Source organism: Paenibacillus sp. MCAF9, from assembly GCF_052114265.1.
In the GTDB taxonomy this organism is placed as follows: Bacteria; Bacillota; Bacilli; order Paenibacillales; family Paenibacillaceae; genus Pristimantibacillus.
The window spans coordinates 43,670-62,208 of the sequence record NZ_JBFREL010000026.1 but is presented as its reverse complement, the minus strand read 5'-3'; the positions used below and the strand labels follow the sequence as shown (position 1 = coordinate 62,208).

Below are 18,539 nucleotides of genomic sequence, written 5' to 3'. Positions count from 1 at the left end.
CATAAAACATAAGTGTAGAGATAAATTCAATTAATGATATCTATGCTAAGAAGATGGTTGTCTCGGCAGTTTGACAAACGGAAACCATTTCTTGATTCGGTCTTTCGTCCGTAATTATTGCTGTGACAACTTTCAAATCCGCGAAAGAAACCAGCATGCTCGTACCGAACTTAGAGTGATCAATTACAATATACGACTCTTTTGCTTTTTGAATGGCAACACGCTTGATTTCTGCTTCATGCATATTGGAGTTGCTGAATCCGTGCTGAGGATGAAGTCCCGTTGCTCCTAAGAACACCTTGTCAAATGCCATACGAGAAATCGTCTCCAGTGTGACAGGCCCAACCATTGACTTGGTCGTATCCATTAATATGCCACCAAGAACTATGGTCGGAATCCTTTTTTCTGACAACTCGGCAGCTACGTTAATAGCATTCGTAACAACGGTAATATTGGCATCTTCCGGAAGATGCCGTGCAATCTGAAGCGTCGTAGAACCTCCATCAATAAATATCGATTCACCAGGCTGCACTAAGCTGGCTGCAAGACGCCCGATTCGTTCTTTCTCTACTCCTCGTACAATAGAACGCTCTCCCAGGGCAACATCTTTCGATGCAAGAATGGCGCCACCGAACGTTCTTTTAAGCAGGCCGCTGCGTTCCATTTTCTCCAAATCTCTTCGCACAGTCATATCCGTTACGTCGAAGTGTTCCTTCAATTCCGATATTTTGACCTCACCTTTGGTCTGTAATTGTTGAATTATTTGTTTTTGTCTGTCATTCAAGTCGTCCTTCATGGCACTCCCTCATATCTCCAGCAGATGGTTTTTAAGCAAAAGCAATAAACGATTACATTTCCGAAAGGTTGTATCTTTATTGTATGGAATGAATTCTTGGAAATCAACATAATATGTTTCATTTCATAATGTTTTCGTCTATTTTAAACATTTTACTACTTGAAACTACTTCATTACTAATCGATGTTCAATCGATCAAATAGAAAATCCACGATATGGACAGCTTTCACTCGTTCAGGAGAGCCATGCTTCTCAATCCCATGCTTCATTTGCAGCAAGCAGCCAGGATTGCTGGTCACAATGTATTCCGCCTGTGTATTATTCGCGTGCGCCATCTTATGCTCCAGTATTTGTCCTGCCATTTCCGGTTGAGTCACATTATAAATACCTGCAGAGCCGCAGCAGCGATCCGCTTCTTTCATTTCAACATAATTTACGCCATCAATCTCTCCCATAAGCTTTCTTGGTGCATCCGATGCACGCATGACATTACGGAGATGACAAGAATCTTGATATGTTATACGGAGCGATTGCTCCGCTTTACTTTTACCTCGTTCTGAGAACTGCAGCTTGCGGCCTATCCGAACCAGAAGATCGGAAATGTCAATGACCCGCTCGGCAAACCATACGGCATCTGCTTTCCAATTCGGATCATCATGGAGTAAATGATCGTATTCGACCAGTATTGCTCCGCAGCCTCCCGCATTGGTTACGATAAAATCGACGTTCGCATCCTTAAAGGCTCTGATATTCACCCGCGCCAGAGATTTGGCTTCTTCGGACTCCCCACTGTGGGCGTGCAAGGCGCCGCAGCAATTTTGAGTCACGGGTATGAGCACGTCAAATCCCGACTCCGTTAACAATTTAACGGTATGGATGTTGGTTTGTGTAAACATCATATCCATGAGGCAGCCTCGAAATAATGCAACGGTAGCGATTCTTTCCCCTTTAGCCAAGTGCCTGACCCCGATTTTCTCGGCCACTCCTTTATATGATGTTTCAGGTAATATGTTCTCCATCTCCCGCAAATGCGATGGAAACAGCTTCATCATCCCGCTGGCGTGAGCGACTTTGCGAAGCCCTGTTTTCTGGTAGGCCTTAAGAGCGCCACCCAGCAGTCGCATCCGTTTTTGATGAGGGAACATTTCTTTTAATACGGTGCGGCGAATCCCTTTTACCCACCAACGATGCCGATCGGTATGTTCTTCAATTGCATCCCGCGTTTGTTCGATAAGCTGCCCGTATTTCACGTCGGCGGGACAAGCAGGTTCGCACGCTCGGCAGCCAAGACAATGATCCATTTGCTCCTCAAATTGCTGGTCAGGCTCCATTATGCCGTCAACAACCGCTTTCATTAAGGCGATTCGTCCTCTTGGTGACTCTGCCTCAATACCGGTTTCCCTGAAAGTCGGACAAGCAGGGAGACAAAATCCGCAGCGCATGCAATTGGTTAGCTGCTCATAATCCAGTTTGGCTGCGAGCTTAGAAGCCATCGGGCTTCTCGGCTTGTCTATGCTTTTCTCATGCATGTCCGATTACCACCCTTTTCCTTGTTTCCTTCGCGAACATTTTTCCTGGATTAAGAATGTTCAGTGGATCAAACGCCGACTTGATCGCTTTCATCACTTCAATACCTGCCGCACCTACTTTCCATTCTAAGAATGGAGCCTTCACGATACCAACTCCATGCTCCCCCGTAATTGTACCTCCCAAACGGATAGCGGCTTCGAAGATTTCCTCGAACGCGGCCTCCACGCGATGCACCTCTTCATGATCTCGAGCATCCGTAGTCGCCGTAGGATGTAGATTGCCATCGCCTGCGTGCCCGAAGGTGCAAATCTGAACATTATGTTTCTTAGCAATCCGGTTTATTTCCAAAACCATGTCAGCTATCTTTGAACGTGGGACAGTTGCATCCTCAAGTATCGTCGTAGGCCTCAGTCTCGCTAAAGCCGTGAATGCACTGCGGCGCGCTGTCATTAATTTCAGTGCTTCTTCTGCGGTTTCTGCAACATCAATACGATCAGCCTGCTCACTTCGGCATATTTCTTCAATCATAGCTATGTCTCGCTCAACTGTCTCAGCTTCGCCATCCTGCTCGATAAGCAAAATCGCTTCCATATCCCTTGGCAATCCGAGCTTCGCATAATCATCGACTACCTGAATGGTTGGACTGTCCATAAACTCCAGCGTTGCAGGAATTATCCGGTTCTCGATGATTTTGGATACCGTTCTCGCAGCTCCATTGATATCTCTGTACATCGCCAGCATCGTTTTTTTTGTTTTTGGAGGCGGAATAAGCTTAAGTGTAGCCTCCGTAATAACGGCAAGCGTTCCCTCTGAGCCGACAAGAAGCTTCGTAAGATCGTAACCAGCCACATCCTTCATCAGCTTTCCGCCCGTTCGCAATATATCACCATTGGCTAAAACTGCTTCGAGTCCGATAACATAATCTTTGGTCGTTCCGTATTTGAGACCACGGAGACCGCCAGAGCATTCTGCAATATTTCCACCGATTGTGGAAATGGACATACTGCTCGGATCAGGCGGGTAAAAAAGCCCTAGATTTTCAACCTCAGTGATAAACTGCTTCGTGTTCACGCCGGGCTGTACAACTGCCGTCAAATTTTCAAGATCAATCTCCAATATCCGATTCATTCTGTGCATAACCATTACAACGCCACCAGTAACAGGAACAGTTCCTCCGCATAAGTTCGTTCCCGAGCCGCGGGTGATCAAGGGAATACGATGACGATGGAGAACCTTCATAATTGCTGAAATCTGATCGGTCGTTTCCGGATAAATGACGCCGTCAGGCAGTGCTTGCTGCATCGGCGTACCGTCATAGGAATGGGTAATCAGCGACTGGGGATCGTCTTTAAAATAGGAATCGCCTACAATCATTTTTAACTCACTTTTAACTTCAATACTCAACATCGCAAGTCCCCCCGGAATGAAAATGGACGAGAAACACAAACGGCTCTTTATAGCGCACAACAGACAGGAGCGTTGGTTTCTCGTCATAAAAACATCTAAAATTTATGGTTCAAACGGTAATATAGATCATTCCAGCGAATCTCGTTCTCCAAGCTCGTCATCGTAGAGTTCTGATTGATAATGATGCATTCGATACCGGCCATCTTAGCCCAGTCAGCCATCTGCTCGCTTGTAACATGAAAAGAGAAACCAAAGTGGTGCGCGCCGCCAGCCAAAATCCACGCTTCCGCAGCATCTGATAACGACGGCTCAGGTTTCCACAGAATACGCGCTACCGGCAGGTTCGGCATTTCCTTCTCATTCTTCACAGCAGTTACTTCGTTCACTATCAGACGAAATCTGTCTCCAAGATCAACTACGGTAGCATTGATTGCTTTACCACTTTTCCCATTAAAAGTGAGACGAGCCGGATCGGCTTTACCGCCGACGAACAGCGGATGAACCTCAATCTTTGGCTTGCTGACGGAAACTGTCGGACATATCTCTAGCATATGAGCGCCGAGCACAAGCTGATTGCCTTCCTGCATGTGATATGTATAATCTTCCATAAAGGACGTGCCTTTGTTTTCAGCCATTATTTTCATCATGCGAACAAGAGCGGCCGTTTTCCAATCACCCTCTGCTCCGAAGCCGTATCCGGCAGCCATAAGCCGCTGCGCAGCTAGCCCGGGCAGCTGTTTCAAGCCGTGTAAATCCTGAAAGCTTGTTACAAATGCACTGTAACCGCTTTCTTGAAGAAACGCTTTTAATGCTATCTCGATACGTGCTTGTTCCCGAATCGCATCACGCTCGGTGCCTTCACGTTGGCCGTTCTCTGTGAAGTCATAAAGCTCTGTGTACTCATCCATCAATTCCTTGACTTGTCCATCCGTGACATCCTGCACACGTTCCGCCAGATCACCTGCAGGATAACCGTTCACCGACCAACCGAACCTTATTTGTCCTTCTACTTTATCGCCTTCCGTGACGGCGACATAACGCATGTTATCACCGAAACGAGCGATCTTCATCGTTTGGCTTTCCGTAAAGCCGGCAGCCGTTCTCATCCAAGAACCGATTCTGCTCCGTACTTGCACGTCTTTCCAGTGACCTGCAATGATTTTACGGGCTATGCCAAGACGGGCTCCAATAAATCCGAATTCTCGGTCGCCATGTGCCGCTTGATTCAAATTCATGAAATCCATGTCAATGCTGTCCCATGGAATATCTACATTAAACTGCGTATGAAAGTGAAGCAACGGCTTACGCAGTTGGGTAAGGCCTGAGATCCACATTTTTGCTGGCGAGAACGTATGCATCCAAGTAATGATTCCCGCACAATGATCGTCTGAATTCGCTTCCAGACAGACACGACGGATAGCTTCCGGCGTTGTTACGACTGCTTTAAATATGATTTTATAAGAAAGAGCATCGTCTTGATCCAGCCCAGCGACCATTTCCTTCGCGTTGTCCTCCACTTTCGACAAAACTTCTTCACCATACAGTCCCTGACTTCCGGTTACGAACCAAAATACATAAGGCTTAGTCTGCAGCATACCTTTATCCTCCTTAGAATGTGTTTAAACAAATCGCAATTCCAATCGATAATCGACGGTTTCACTCGGCTCTAATATACGGAGCGATCCTCTCTCCCTTTCATCCGTCCTTCCTCTCGTCCAGCAATTAGACGGCTCCAGTCCGAGTACATGCTCACCTGACCCTGGCATTCGCCACTGAACGAATTTCGGAAGTGTGACAGGATCCCATTCCAATTCTACCGATAAGCCATGTGAATTGGTGTTTGCAGGACGAATCGGGAATGAGGGACTCTGAATACGTGCAAAGACCGCATCCTTGCTTTGATCAGGTTTATGATAATACACTTGTTCTCTAAAGGTAGGATCAGGGGATTGCCATAATCCCATCCTTCTCATATCCATATCACTGTCGCGAGTTGACGTTCTTCCTTTGGGAAGTTCCACTGTTGTGTCCTCGGCAAGCAGCGGGAACCCGAAGTTGAAATGATATAGCATCATATGAGGCGCAGGACGGAATCCAACGTTCTGAACGGAATCTAGGATCGTTATGCGATTTTCACCTAAATGGCTAGTTATTGTTCTAGTCAGGCGTAGATGCTCTCCAAAAATCGTGGTCTCCTCTATGACTCCACGGACTCGCAGCACATAATCATCGCCCGCCCATTCAGACCAAGATGAAATTTGACGTGCTGGCGTATGATGAATTCGGCCATGAAGACCGTAAGCACCGTCGCTGTCTTTACCCGGCGATCCAACCTGTGATAATCCGCAGGTCATAAGCAATCCACCAGATGCTGTTCGCAGCCATTCCGTTTCTCGCTGATCGTAATAAGAAGGGTGAGGCTCTCCATTGCACGAGGTCCAACTAACTGGTATGCCATGCATTTCAGCAAGTGAGATGTCCATTCCCTTGCTTGGCGTTACCCAGTAACATAACCCCCCTCCGGTTCGCACTCGGAATGTGTCTACTCCCGCTTCAGGCCCTTCACTTCTTGTATAACGTTCAACACCGCCAATTTGCTCAATGCGGCCAACTCTCGCTTCCAGCTCGCGACGTTTCCATTTCCTTCCGTAAAGCTCCACGTTTTCATCCCCCTTAAGCAGTGCTATTCCCAGTTCAGCGAAACCGTATTATCTGTTTTCTCTGACTCCAAAGCCGCCGTGAATAGTCGATGGCTCATGGCAGCTTCTTCAGGTTTCGCACATTGGAAGGAAGATTGGTTGTTTTTTCCATTTGCGATCTCATCGCAGAAAGCTGCCCACATCTGTAATATCGAGTCCGAGAAACCGAATTCGAAAATACCTCCAGTAATCGTTCCATAGGTTGATTTATATGGAACATCTGAAATATGCCATGCCTGCTCGCCCCCTGGCTCGTATGGAAGGAATGCGACTTGCTTCGGGTTCTTGGTCGTGAACTCTGCAGAACCTTTTGTGCCGTTAATGCGGATAAACCAAGTATTGGCATGACCTGGAGCAATCCGTTTCATGGAAAGCACCATCGGGAAATTATACTTATCTGTTTTGACGTCACATGCCAATATCGCATTATCCCATGTTTCACAAGCGGCCATGCCGCCTTTACCATCCGGACGTTCCTGCACGATTTTACTAAGCAGTGACCTTACGTTAGCTGGCTTCCAACCGAAGCGGAACGGCAGATGTGCGACGTGCATGCCCAAATCACCCATGCAGCCGTATTCACCATTAGTTCCGATACGACGCTTCCAATTGATTGTTTTGTTCGGATCGAGGTCACTGCTATGCCAGAAGCCGGCTTCAACCTCGATAATTTGTCCGAATTTTTCTTGATTAACCCATTCGACAATCAGCTGTGCTCCAGGGAAGAATGGAAATTCAGAGGAGCAGCGAACGATCACGTCCGGATTCTCCGCGATTGCTTTCATAATTGACTGATTGGCTTCTGCATCGATGCCAAATGGCTTCTCACCAAGCAAATGTTTTCCAGCTTTAATGATATCTATATATAATTGCTCATGCAGGTTATGCGGCACTGCGCAGTAGACAGCATCCACTTCCGGATCCGCAATGAGCTCGCGGTAATCGGAAGTGGTTTTCTTCACGCTAGGCACGTTATTCTCGAACCATTCTGTCGCAGGCAGATGCGCATCGCATACATGTGTAATCTCAGGAATATAATCCACATTGCTCAAGTGGCACCAACGCGCTGAGGCGCTTGCAAATTCTTTTCCCATTAATCCACAGCCGATAACGCCGAAGCGAATGACTTTTTTCGCCATGCCGATTACGCTCCTTTCAAAATAGCTAATGCTTGCTCAGGCGTCGCGCCTTGGTGAACTACAGCCATAAATGCGCGAGTCATCGCCTCTGGATTATTATGTTGGATGACATTGCGTCCATATACAATTCCTGAAGCTCCCTGCTGCATAAGCGCGTAAGTTCTCGACAATATTTCTTCGTCAGAAGCCCGTCCGCCGCCACGCGGCAATACCGGCTTGCCTGATGCCGCTTCTACAACCTTATGATAATCCTCTACGTTATCGCATGGATCGGCTTTGATGATATCCGCGCCAAGCTCCGTACCTTGACGAACAAGCGGAACGATCTTCGTAATGTCACCGTCGACCATATAGCCGCCTTTTTGCTCATTCGGAAGCATAACGAGCGGTTCAACCATAAGTGGCATGCCATAACGCTCGCATTCCGTTTTCAGCTTTGATATATTTTGCACGCATTGACGATGAAGCTCCGGTTGTCCCGGCAGAAGCAGCAGATTTACAACGACACATGCTGCGTCCAGGCGAACTGCTTGTTCAACCGGATTATGAATGAGTTCACTGAATAAGTGTGAAGGAAGCTTCGTGCCGTATACGTTAGCAACATCTGTACGCAGCACGAGTGAAGGCTTTTCTTTGCCTGGAATAGCTTGAAGATGCTCTGCTTGACCAACGCTAAGCTGTATCGCATCGGGATTGGCACGTACAATGGTCTCGATTGCTGCTTTCATATTCTCAATGCCAGCCAAGAATGAATATTCATTGAAAAAGCCATGATCGATCGCGACATCAAAGCACTTGCCTTGTTCACTAAATAAACGATTTAAACGAGCGGTAACGGACATATTTGACACACCCCATATACTTGTTTTATTGGTGATTACGCTTTGTTGCTGCTGCGGAACGTGCGCATAATATGCTGCGCATCTTCTTTAAAGTCCTGAATGACATTCATCATGAATTCGTGATAGAAAGTCTTCTCTTCGGACTGGATAAAACGTTCTTTAGCCCGGTCAACAACCTTAAGCGCCATCCCTGTGTAATAATTAATTTTAGACGCACCGTGATCGATCGACTTATGGAAGTCTTCCTCCGACAATCCAGACCCACCGTGCATCACAATCGGAACACCTGCCGTATTCCGAATTCGCTCCAAGCGCATTAAATCCAAAACTGGTTTTTTCATATAAACGCCGTGCACAGTACCGAATGCAGCGGCAAGCGCATCAATACCGGTTCGCTCAACAAACTCCCTTGCTTGCTCGGGATCGGTATAAAGCGAAGTATCGTCAATGATGGAATCATCATCTTCACCTTCCGCGCCGCCGCTTTTTGGCCGAGTTACGTAGCCAAGCTCTCCTTCCACCGAAACGCCAAGCGTTTTAGCAATCTTCACGACCTCTGCGGTTCTGCGAACATTTTCTTCATACTCATACTCCGAACCATCAAACATGATTGCGTTAAAGCCTAAATGCATCGCATTCGTTACCGCGGAGAAGCTCTTTCCGTGATCGAGAAGGATGCTGACCGGTACCTTGGCACGGTTCATCGCTTCTACCATAATGGGTGCAATCTGCTCGAGCGGTGTATACTTAAAATGAATTTCAGCATGGCATAGGATGACTGGCGACTGTTCATCCTCAGCGGCCTCAATGATTCCGCGAACCATATCTAAATTTATCGCGTTAAAGCATGGGACCGCATAGCCCCTACGAGAAGCATCCCGCAGCATTTCACCCATGGAGACTTTAGACAAATTACCTTCCACCTTTCTATCAGTCTATATTATTTAATGTTCGTTTCAAACATATTATAGTTAATTCCTATGTAATAAGCAACCATGAAGTTTAAATAATTAAATTCGTTTTTTTCGAATATAGTATTTGGAACAGCAAAATTCCATTAATATCGCTGTATATCAAAGTTTTCAGCTATTTTGTTTAAAAGATTATTTTCAAAATTTCTATTATACAAACAAACAAAAATTGTTTATAATGAACATACACTTATTATTGGAGGGATTATAAATTGTCACTAATGGGACTCGACATCGGAACGACTGGATGTAAGGCTTCGCTCTTTGATGAGGGCGGAACTCTTCTATCAGCCGCGTATATGGAATACCCTTTGGAACAGCCTAAACCAGGAGCTTTTGAGCTAAATCCAGAACGAGTCTGGGAGTCCGTCAGACGGGTTATCGCGGATGTGCTCTTAGCTGTTCCCGGCGTCAATGTTCACGCCCTCAGCATTTCTTCCTTGGGCGAGACGGTTGTTCCCGTCGACCATCATGGAAATGTATTAAGCAATGCCATTTTGTATACGGATTCAAGAGGTATAGAGCAAGCTGCAATCATTGAACAAAAAATCGGTAAGGAACGGACGATGGAGCTTACCGGAGTCCCGCTGCATCCGATGTTCTCCCTTCCGAAGGTCATGTGGATCAAACAATACCAGCCTGAGATTTACCAAAAAGTATGGAAGTTCATGCCGTTTGGCGATTTCATCGCTTTTGTACTCACGGGTATTTCGGTTACAGACTACACGTTGGCCTCTCGCACAATGGCCTTTAATGTGTCCAAAAAAGAATGGGACTCTGATATGTTTAATGCCGCCGGAATTGAAGTACACAAATTTCCTGACCTCATTCAGTCTGGTCAAATCATTGGCCCCATTCGCAATGAAATAAGACAATCGCTAGGCTTCCGTTCAGAAACGTTAGTTGTAGCCGGCGGCCATGATCAAGCCTGTGCAGCTCTCGGTGCAGGAATACTACATAACAATCATGCGGTGGACGGTATCGGGACCGTGGAATGTATTACGCCTGCCTATTCTTCACCAATTCTGAATACGAAGATGCTCCAGTATCAATTCAATTGCGCACCGCATGTCATTGAAGGTTTATATTTGACATATGCCTTCAATTTTACTGGCGGTTCCCTTATTCGGTGGTACCGAGACAAGTTCGGTCAAATCGCCGAAGCAGAAGCCCGCAAATTAGGCATTAACGTTTACGACTATTTGAATTCAACATCTGCAGCATCGCCTACCGATTTGCTCGTGATTCCTCATTTTGCCGGATCGGGTACGCCATACATGAATCCCGAAGCAAAGGGTACGATTTATGGATTATCATTTGATACAGATTCCACCCATCTGTACCGAGCCTTAATGGAAGGTGTTACGTATGAAATGCGCTACAACCTCGAATGCCTTGCGGAAGCGGGCATTCCTATTGAGTCGCTGCGCGCGGTAGGCGGTGGGGCTAAATCCGACCTGTGGCTACAGATTAAAGCTGACATTATGAATTGTCCTGTAGAGAGATTAAACGTTAGTGAAGCTGGAACGATGGGTAACATCATTCTCGCTGGAAAAGCTTCAGGGGTTTACCAAACTTATGAGGAAGCCGTAAACATACTTGTCAAACCGCTGCGGATATTTTACCCAAGTGAATCTAATACGTCCCTCTATCAGGATCGCTATGAGAAATACAAAGTACTTTCACGAGCGATTTCAACCTTATAATTTTGATAATTAAACATTCCAGGTAGCAGCAACCAGGCTGCTAAATCTGGAATGTTTATTATTTTAAGTTTTATATTGTATTCATTGAATGCAAACCTTAATTGGGCGAAAGCCATCAGCGTGAGTCCTCTTCGCCTTACAAAACTCATAGGTTCTAATCGAATGGCATCCAATGTTTGGTACGAAATTCGCCCCGCTTCGTGCCCTCCCGCGAACCAAACTCTCGGGTCGGAATCCATATAACAACTCATACAAGAAATGGTCAGAGTCTGCCTAAATCGATAATGAAGGAGTATCATTCCATGAAGCTGGCTCCAAAGAGGAACACTCACTTTTATAAAAAAGTTAATACTCATTAAAGTCAAAAATAAGCGATCCCCCATGATCAGGGAGATCGCTTATTTTTGAGAAAACCGATTTTGTAGATCTTATTTTGTTCCTGGTATTTGTAGACTTGTTGACGATGGTGATCTTTTTGAGTTTGTTTCTGATTCTAGATCTGGTTGTGGCGATGGAGCGGGATGTGCCTTAATGTATTCGAGTACATTGTAGATTTGTTCCGCTGCCTCAGCGCGAGAGATTTCAGCTTTAGGATGGAAGTTCCCTTGTTCATCTAATTTCACTACGTTATAAGCAAGCGCGCGCTGGATGGATCCATCATAATCAACGGTTATATCCGTGCTATCGTTAATCTGGGCAGGAACAAGCTTAATCTTTGGTAGATTGCTATGCGTTTCAATCGTGCTAATAAGCTGGTGAGTGAACTCTTCACGCGTCCATTTCTTGTTAAGATTCAGATCGGCTGGCAGTACGACTCCATTAACGCTAGCCGTAATTAAGGCATTCGCATACCAGGCATTGTTGTTTGCGTTTTTGAAATAATCCGTAGCTTTAGGTTCTACAAGGAATCTTACTAGATCTAGATTCAGATTCGCAGCATTAACAATAAGCTGAATACCCTGTGCCGCTGTGATGGTTTCATTCGGGGCAAATAAGTCGTCTGAAATACCATGGACTAAGCCTTGTTCTTGTAAGGCAACAATTTTATCCTTTACCGCGATATTCGTTATATCCGAGAAAGGGTTAGCAGCTGCATAGCTGTGACCTACAAAGGTTAATGATAATGCGGTAATCGTGGACATCGTAATCATTTTGAATTTTGTTTTCATTTCTTTCACCTCGTAGAGTTTTTAGTTAAAATTCAATTATTCTATTCGTTGTTTCTGATCTCGCCCTTACATTAGAAATACAATCGAAGGGCCTATTATTTTTCACACTAAAAATTTTTTTATGGACGATAGATTAAAAAAGAGTGCTAAGGCTATCGCCGCACTCGAGATGAGCTAGTGAAGGCAAAATAAAAAGGAATGAGCCCGGTACAGTACCGAACTCATTCCTTTTCATTTCGCCTAATAAAATAACCTGTCCAACTTTTTGGAGTCACTTCAAAAGGGGATTAGAAATTAAAATATTTTAGTGGATGTCCTTTTTCTTAAAGCTGCCACCTTTTACTTCTGCAACCTCATACACCATGATGAAAGCATTCTCGTCAATCTCACGAATAATTTCTTTCATTTTCCGCTCTTCCAGACGGTTAATGACGCATGTGATTTCTTTAAAATGCTCATTTGAATAGCCGCCTTGCACCACACTATACGTAGCGCCGCGACCCAAGCGATCGCGAATCGTTTCAATCATGCTTTCAGGATGCTTGGTAATGATCTTAAACGTTTTAGCTCCGCTGAGGCCTTCTTCGACGATATGTATCACCTTGGAAGCTATAAAATAAGCTATACCCGATAGTATAGCACCCTGCAAGCCAAATACGGTCGAGACGACGATAAATACGAATACGTTCAGGAATAAGATAAGATCGCTTGTACCGAAAGGAAGCTTCCGGGAAAGCAATACCGCCAGCATATCAATGCCATCCAGTGCGCCGCCGTTCCGAAGAGCAAGACCCATTCCCAAACCGATAATGATGCCTCCGACAACAGTGACGAGGAGCGTATCACCTTCTACGATCGGAGTAATATGGTGCATAACGACGGTACCCACGGCCAGTGAAGCAATACCGATCACGGAATATATCGCGAAGCTTTTTCCAATCTGTTTATACCCTAAATATACGAACGGTATATTCAGAATCGCAATGAGAAGTCCCAAAGGCAACCCGAAAAGATTCGATCCTACGATGCTAAGACCCGTCACGCCGCCGTCCGATACGTTGTTCGGAATTAATACTGCCTCAAGGCCATAGGCCGTAATAAAAGCACCAATGACAACGATGAGTCCTCGCAGCACCGCGACCAATACTGCTGTCTGTTTATTTTCTTTCTTCATTTTAAACCTCATTTCCTAGTCTCGTTTCTGTAACTTCACTAAATGTAAACATTTTTCCCTTTAAAATTCTAAATATCTATTTGCCTAAAGTCAATTATTACATTCCTATAGCGGCTCGTCCACCCTATGCAATCCATATCAAAACGCAACCGAATAATAAAAAAAGTGCAAATGCGACCTCGAACTAGATTTCTAAACCTACTCACCATACAAAAGCCTTTAAACACCCGATATGCTGTGTTTAAAGGCTTTAATTATTATGGATTCCGCTGGGTTCGAACCTTTGACTTCATCGTTGCCAATGGGATTGCAGCGTTATGTATTTGAAGTGAAATGTGGATAAGTTCAACTCATCACTAATATCAGCGCTAGAAATAAATTGGAGTTTAATAATGGATAACATTTGTTATTCCTGTATATTAATGAACGACTCCACTTGCGAGAGCTAAAATTAAAAAATACATAGGAGGAAGCTATTCATCTTTAAGCAAAACCGACCGCTCCTAATTCATTAAATCATAAGTGGGCTATTTGACATTACCAAGGAAACTGATTGGAAGGCAAATAGAGGAACACCATAAATAATGACCATCAGCATGGGGGAGCCACAGCATCTCTTGACCTCTATGCATATTACGGGTATGGATTCTGGCTAATGCCTCCGCAACCCTTGGCGACCAATTTACACCAGGTGGAGGAGATTTAACACTTCCCAAATCTTCTATCGCCATCCATCTAGGTTCATCTGTTTCTAAACTTAGTCGATTACATTTTTCTAACTCCTCACTTTCTCATTATTTTTAAAACAAAAAAGGACAGAAATGAACATATCGTTCATCTTCTGCCCCCATAGGGAATTGACTAACGGATAACATGATTTCTCCATTCAAACAATTGTCAAAACAAGGCAGTAGGTACAGCCGACATGTCCGCGACCTCATACACCTTCAGATGCGAATACAGCAGCAGTAGCTTCGCTTTTTCGATTCGGAAAATATTCAAATAAGTAGCAAGCGGCTCTTTCTTTCATCTCGATTATGATGCCTTGACCATTGCTCCAACAGTTGAAAAAACAACCCTGAATTAGATCGATATCCTTCTCATTCTCCAGCGCCAACCTCTGGTAATCAGGCATGATATTTTCCAGTTGATTATTTAATTTATTGGAGAAAATTCGCAGCAGGCTCGCCTGCGCGCCGAACGCTTCAGCACAAGAGCGACGACAAAAAATCCTCCGGTTAATCGTGATTTTAAACTCCATGATCACATGGCATAATATTCACCGTTACCGTGAGGGTATTAAGATACTCCATTTATTCCGTTTCGATAGCCGTTAAGTTACTTTAGGGACTAGGTCCGCGGCCACGCGGAAGCCAATGTTGCCCGTTGAGCTGTCTTGTGTATTGCCGCTTCTCGCCGCTACCCTGTAGCGGTTGCAGTAGGAGCGATGGCACAGATACGAGCCGCCTCTCATCGACCTTTTGCCTGTATCATGTGTGTATCGTGGATTCACAGAAGACGTTTGACGGTGATAGGCAGGACTGAACCAATCCGCACACCATTCCCATACATTTCCTGCCATATTATACAGTCCGTAACCGTTCGGATCAAACGACTGAGCAGGAGCAGTACCGATATAACCATCGCTTGCATTATTTTTAATTGGGAACTTTCCCTGCCATATATTGCACATATGCCTACCGTCCGGCTTGAGCAGGTCCCCCCAAGGATAGGTCCTGCCTTGTAAACCGCCTCGTGCCGCATATTCCCACTCCGCTTCCGTCGGCAGTCTTGTCCCAGACCAGGAGCAGAACGCCGCGGCATCATTCCAAGAGACATGAACGACCGGATGATCCATACGACCCTCAATGCTCGAATCCGGCCCTTCCGGGTTGTTCCAATTTGCTCCATCAACGACAAGCCACCAGGGGACTTGCCGAGGTACATTTTTAACCCTGATGTTCGTTTCGTCTGATACCAGCAAATGGAAGACATATGACCATCCATAGCTTTCTGCTTCAGTTCGATATCCGGTTGCATCCACGAATGCCCGAAACTGCGCGTTCGTCACGGGGCAAGTCGAGATTTTGAAGGCTTCGAGTTCCACCCTCCGAACCGGACCTTCACCATCGCTTGGAAACCCTTCGCTAGTCATTGTTCCCATTTCGAAGGAACCGCCTGGTATGATAGCCCAATCCAAGTCGATGTGATCCGGCTCCGGAACGGCAGTTAGTGACGGTGCTTTGACCGCTATAACACTGTGCTCAATGTTCGCTTGCAGCCTGCTTGCCGCACAGCAGGATTTCATTTGTTCCACTCCTTCGTCTCCCTCCACATGAAAGCCACCAGAAATCCTTCAAATCATTTTTTCACTAAAGTGAACAACTCTCTCATGAAAATTGATTTAAAAGGACTGCTGGCGTTTCTTCAAACATTAATTTTTTCAACATTTTCACTGCTAATTCTCTTGTGGATGTCTCTTTCTCAATTCCTCCACATAACGTCCTCTGCCCGACTCGATAAGTCTTTCGGCATATTCGCTGAGATTGCCCTTGGCATGATAAGGCCCGCCTTCTCGTATGACGGTCCAGAGCGGGTCAACATCGTGCTCCATCGACATCATCATCTGATCATGCCAGTCGAGCAGGCGGTATGCAGCCTCTCTGCATATGTCAGGGCGGGCGGGAGCCAAGTTATGCAGCTCATGAATGTCATCCTTGATATGAAACAACATCTCTTTGTCGAACAAATGATAGCCATCGTGGTAGGTTCGGATGTAGAGCCAATCGTCGAACCTTACGCTGCGCTGGCACACATGTGCACATTGCGAAATAATGAGGCTGTCGCGTCCCGTATCTTCACCCGTCAGTATCGAGTCGGCATAACTGCGGCCGTCCCAGCTCGGCGCCTGCTGAAGTCCCAGCAGCTCCGCCATCGTCGGCGGCAAATCCAGATGGTAGTGAAGGCCTTTATCCACATGACCGGCTTTGCAGCCCGGCCAGCGGATGATCATTGGGATCCGGCATGTCGCTTGGTCTGCCGTACCATGCTCGCCATAGATGCCAAGCTCGCCCATATTCTCTCCGTGATCAGCCGTTATAATAATTACGGTATCGTCCAGAATGCCTTTCTTCTCCATCGCGTTCAGAATCATACCGATGTTATCGTCCATATGGCGCACACCGCAATCGTACCCGTCGATCATACGGCGGAGATCATTGCGGTCCACAAGCTCCCCGGGATGACGGGGATATTGGGGCGAGACACGGTTGTTATACATGTTGATCTCGTGCGCGCTATGCGGTCCCACCTTTTCCCGGTGCGCTGCAAATATATCATCGGTAATCCACTCCGGGAGCGGATCGTCCTTGAACGGGTTCCCGAATTTCTCCGGCGCACGATATGGCGTATGCGGGTCCCAATAATTTACGTAAAGCATCCAATCATCCTGCTCGGCATTACGCTCAAGCCACTCGAGCACGACCGGCGTCACCTCCTCGGCCGACTCCATGCCGCCCTTGCCCGTATTGTAAATTTCATTGAAGCCGGCATAGAACGTCCAGGCGGTGTGCCTTTCTCCGAACGGGCTGACAAGTGAGGTTTTCATCCCCGCGCTGCGGAACAGCGAAGGGAAGCTTTCACTGGCCAGCCTGCTGCGGAAATCGCGGGATTCGCCTTCATGGCGCACATCCGCAGCTGTCCCTCCGTGACCGACAACCCCGTTATGAATGCCGAATCTCCCTGTCATAAGCGCCGTTCTAGAGGGGAAGCACGGTGCATCGGACGTGTAATAATTATCGAAGCGGACTCCTTCGGCGGCGATCCGGTCAATATGAGGTGAAGTATTCCTATGGTATCCGTAACAGCCAAGATGGTCAGGTCTGGTGGAATCAAGATCAAGCAGCAATACTCGCATCGTTCAATCCCCTTTACTTCGATTATTAGTCGTTCGTCCCTGCAACTGCTTTCTTTAAGCGTTATCTTCAGTATAAGAGTCAGCCCTTTTCTTTGTCGATGTACATAATCTCCGGAAGATGTACATTTCAACACTAAATTGAAAATTTCAGCACGTTTTCGTTTACAGTGTGATAATCATCAATGCTATAATAAAGGCAACTATTTTCACAAAACGGGTGATGCTTATGCTGACAATTAGAGCTGTACATTTTGACGATTTCATCCCGAATTGGCGTACGCATTCCGAGGTTATTAATTACAATGTGCTTGTTCTTGTCATGGAGGGCAAAGTTACTTACAGGATCGAAAACGAAGAATATACCGGTGAACGGGGAGACTTTTTGTTTATCCCACATGGCTCGCGTCGTTCCGGAGAAAATCACCCTTCCGGCCCACACCAAAAATTTACGATCATCTTCAACTATGAAGTTGATGCTATGCCATTCATTCCTTTTCTTCACGATAAGAAATTTGTACATTTCAAGCTGTGGAGGCTCCAGTACTTGCATAGAAGATTTGAACGTTTATATGAGGAAATGCGGCAGGGGGAGAACTTTAGAACCTTCATTTGTCACGGCATCCTGCAAGAGCTGATTGGCGTCATCGCAAGAGAACTAGAGAAGCCCGAGGTTATACCGATCAAAATGAAATATGCCGATATGATAAAACACTATTTGCTAGACCACTACCGCGAACAGATTGAGATCAAGGATCTGGCACAATTAATTCAGCGTTCACCGAACTATACGATTGCCGTATTCCGAGAGGTTATCGGACAATCGCCGATCAAATACATCCATCAATTGCGCGTGATAGAAGCATGTAACCTGTTGTTGAACTCCGACATGTCCATCTCCAATATCTCAAACTATTTAGGCTACTATGACACCTCTTACTTTTTCCGGGTATTCAAAAAACACACCTCGATGTCACCTACAGCCTTCATGACCTACGGGAACCAGCAGGACGTGGCCCAGTTGTTCACCTGAGCTCTGTACCATAGCATAACAGCCCGCAGGTATCTGCGGGCCCTGTTATAAAGAAGGAAACTATCCATTGTCGCTATCCGTGACGACGCGAAACCTGATACTCCCCGATAATCCCCTCAATTCCATAAACTACACACAATTCCCTCCGCGTGAAACCAAA

Annotated in this window: 15 protein-coding genes; 2 read left to right on the top strand and 13 right to left on the bottom strand. The window is 45.9% G+C overall.

Annotated elements, in window-relative coordinates; translation table 11 throughout:
- Nucleotides 1-40: 40 nt before the first annotated feature.
- From AB4Z45_RS25960 to AB4Z45_RS25925, 8 genes are all read right to left on the bottom strand, one after another.
- Nucleotides 41-796, bottom strand: coding sequence for a DeoR/GlpR family DNA-binding transcription regulator (locus AB4Z45_RS25960; RefSeq protein ID WP_441912474.1), 756 nt, complete (start codon nt 794-796; stop codon nt 41-43).
- A 176-nt stretch (nt 797-972) separates the two neighbouring features.
- Complete coding sequence (locus tag AB4Z45_RS25955; RefSeq protein WP_441912473.1) at nt 973-2,325, bottom strand: (Fe-S)-binding protein; 1,353 nt, start codon at nt 2,323-2,325, stop codon at nt 973-975.
- Nucleotides 2,318-3,733 carry a glycolate oxidase subunit GlcD gene (gene glcD, locus AB4Z45_RS25950; protein WP_441912472.1) on the bottom strand — a complete coding sequence of 472 codons (1,416 nt, stop codon included), beginning with the start codon at nt 3,731-3,733 and terminating at the stop codon, nt 2,318-2,320. Before glcD ends, AB4Z45_RS25955 begins: the two co-directional genes overlap by 8 nt.
- A gap of 95 nt (nt 3,734-3,828) precedes the next feature.
- Entirely contained in the window at nt 3,829-5,328 is a 1,500-nt protein-coding gene (araA, locus tag AB4Z45_RS25945) for an L-arabinose isomerase (RefSeq protein WP_441912471.1), read from the bottom strand.
- 24 nt (nt 5,329-5,352) lie between these two features.
- Complete coding sequence (locus AB4Z45_RS25940; protein WP_441912470.1) at nt 5,353-6,393, bottom strand: aldose 1-epimerase family protein; 1,041 nt, start codon at nt 6,391-6,393, stop codon at nt 5,353-5,355.
- 23 nt (nt 6,394-6,416) lie between these two features.
- Entirely contained in the window at nt 6,417-7,571 is a 1,155-nt protein-coding gene (locus AB4Z45_RS25935; protein WP_441912469.1) for a Gfo/Idh/MocA family protein, read from the bottom strand.
- 5 nt (nt 7,572-7,576) lie between these two features.
- Nucleotides 7,577-8,413: a class I fructose-bisphosphate aldolase gene (locus tag AB4Z45_RS25930; protein ID WP_339208100.1), complete on the bottom strand. Its 837-nt coding sequence runs from the start codon at nt 8,411-8,413 to the stop codon at nt 7,577-7,579.
- Between the two features lie 35 nt (nt 8,414-8,448).
- Entirely contained in the window at nt 8,449-9,324 is an 876-nt protein-coding gene (locus tag AB4Z45_RS25925; protein ID WP_441912468.1) for a class II fructose-bisphosphate aldolase, read from the bottom strand.
- 281 nt (nt 9,325-9,605) lie between these two features.
- Here AB4Z45_RS25925 and AB4Z45_RS25920 point away from each other — a divergent pair, with 281 nt between their 5' ends.
- On the top strand, nt 9,606-11,090 hold the full coding sequence (locus AB4Z45_RS25920; RefSeq protein WP_441912486.1) for an FGGY-family carbohydrate kinase: 1,485 nt from the start codon (nt 9,606-9,608) through the stop codon (nt 11,088-11,090).
- 428 nt (nt 11,091-11,518) lie between these two features.
- Here the strand turns inward: AB4Z45_RS25920 and AB4Z45_RS25915 are convergent, their stop codons facing one another.
- The 5 genes from AB4Z45_RS25915 to AB4Z45_RS25895 all read right to left on the bottom strand — a co-directional run bounded on the left by AB4Z45_RS25915 (nt 11,519) and on the right by AB4Z45_RS25895 (nt 17,349).
- Complete coding sequence (locus AB4Z45_RS25915; RefSeq protein WP_441912467.1) at nt 11,519-12,259, bottom strand: S-layer homology domain-containing protein; 741 nt, start codon at nt 12,257-12,259, stop codon at nt 11,519-11,521.
- Between the two features lie 304 nt (nt 12,260-12,563).
- Nucleotides 12,564-13,433, bottom strand: a complete 870-nt coding sequence (locus AB4Z45_RS25910) for a YitT family protein (RefSeq protein WP_441912466.1) — start codon at nt 13,431-13,433, stop codon at nt 12,564-12,566.
- A gap of 937 nt (nt 13,434-14,370) precedes the next feature.
- Complete coding sequence (locus tag AB4Z45_RS25905) at nt 14,371-14,694, bottom strand: hypothetical protein (protein WP_441912465.1); 324 nt, start codon at nt 14,692-14,694, stop codon at nt 14,371-14,373.
- 72 nt (nt 14,695-14,766) lie between these two features.
- Nucleotides 14,767-15,750, bottom strand: coding sequence for a formylglycine-generating enzyme family protein (locus AB4Z45_RS25900; protein WP_441912464.1), 984 nt, complete (start codon nt 15,748-15,750; stop codon nt 14,767-14,769).
- A 141-nt stretch (nt 15,751-15,891) separates the two neighbouring features.
- Nucleotides 15,892-17,349 (bottom strand): sulfatase family protein, encoded by a 1,458-nt coding sequence (locus AB4Z45_RS25895; RefSeq protein WP_441912463.1) that lies wholly within the window; start codon nt 17,347-17,349, stop codon nt 15,892-15,894.
- Between the two features lie 226 nt (nt 17,350-17,575).
- Between AB4Z45_RS25895 and AB4Z45_RS25890 the strand changes: the two genes are divergently transcribed.
- Nucleotides 17,576-18,379, top strand: coding sequence for a helix-turn-helix domain-containing protein (locus tag AB4Z45_RS25890; protein ID WP_441912462.1), 804 nt, complete (start codon nt 17,576-17,578; stop codon nt 18,377-18,379).
- Nucleotides 18,380-18,539: the final 160 nt, after the last annotated feature.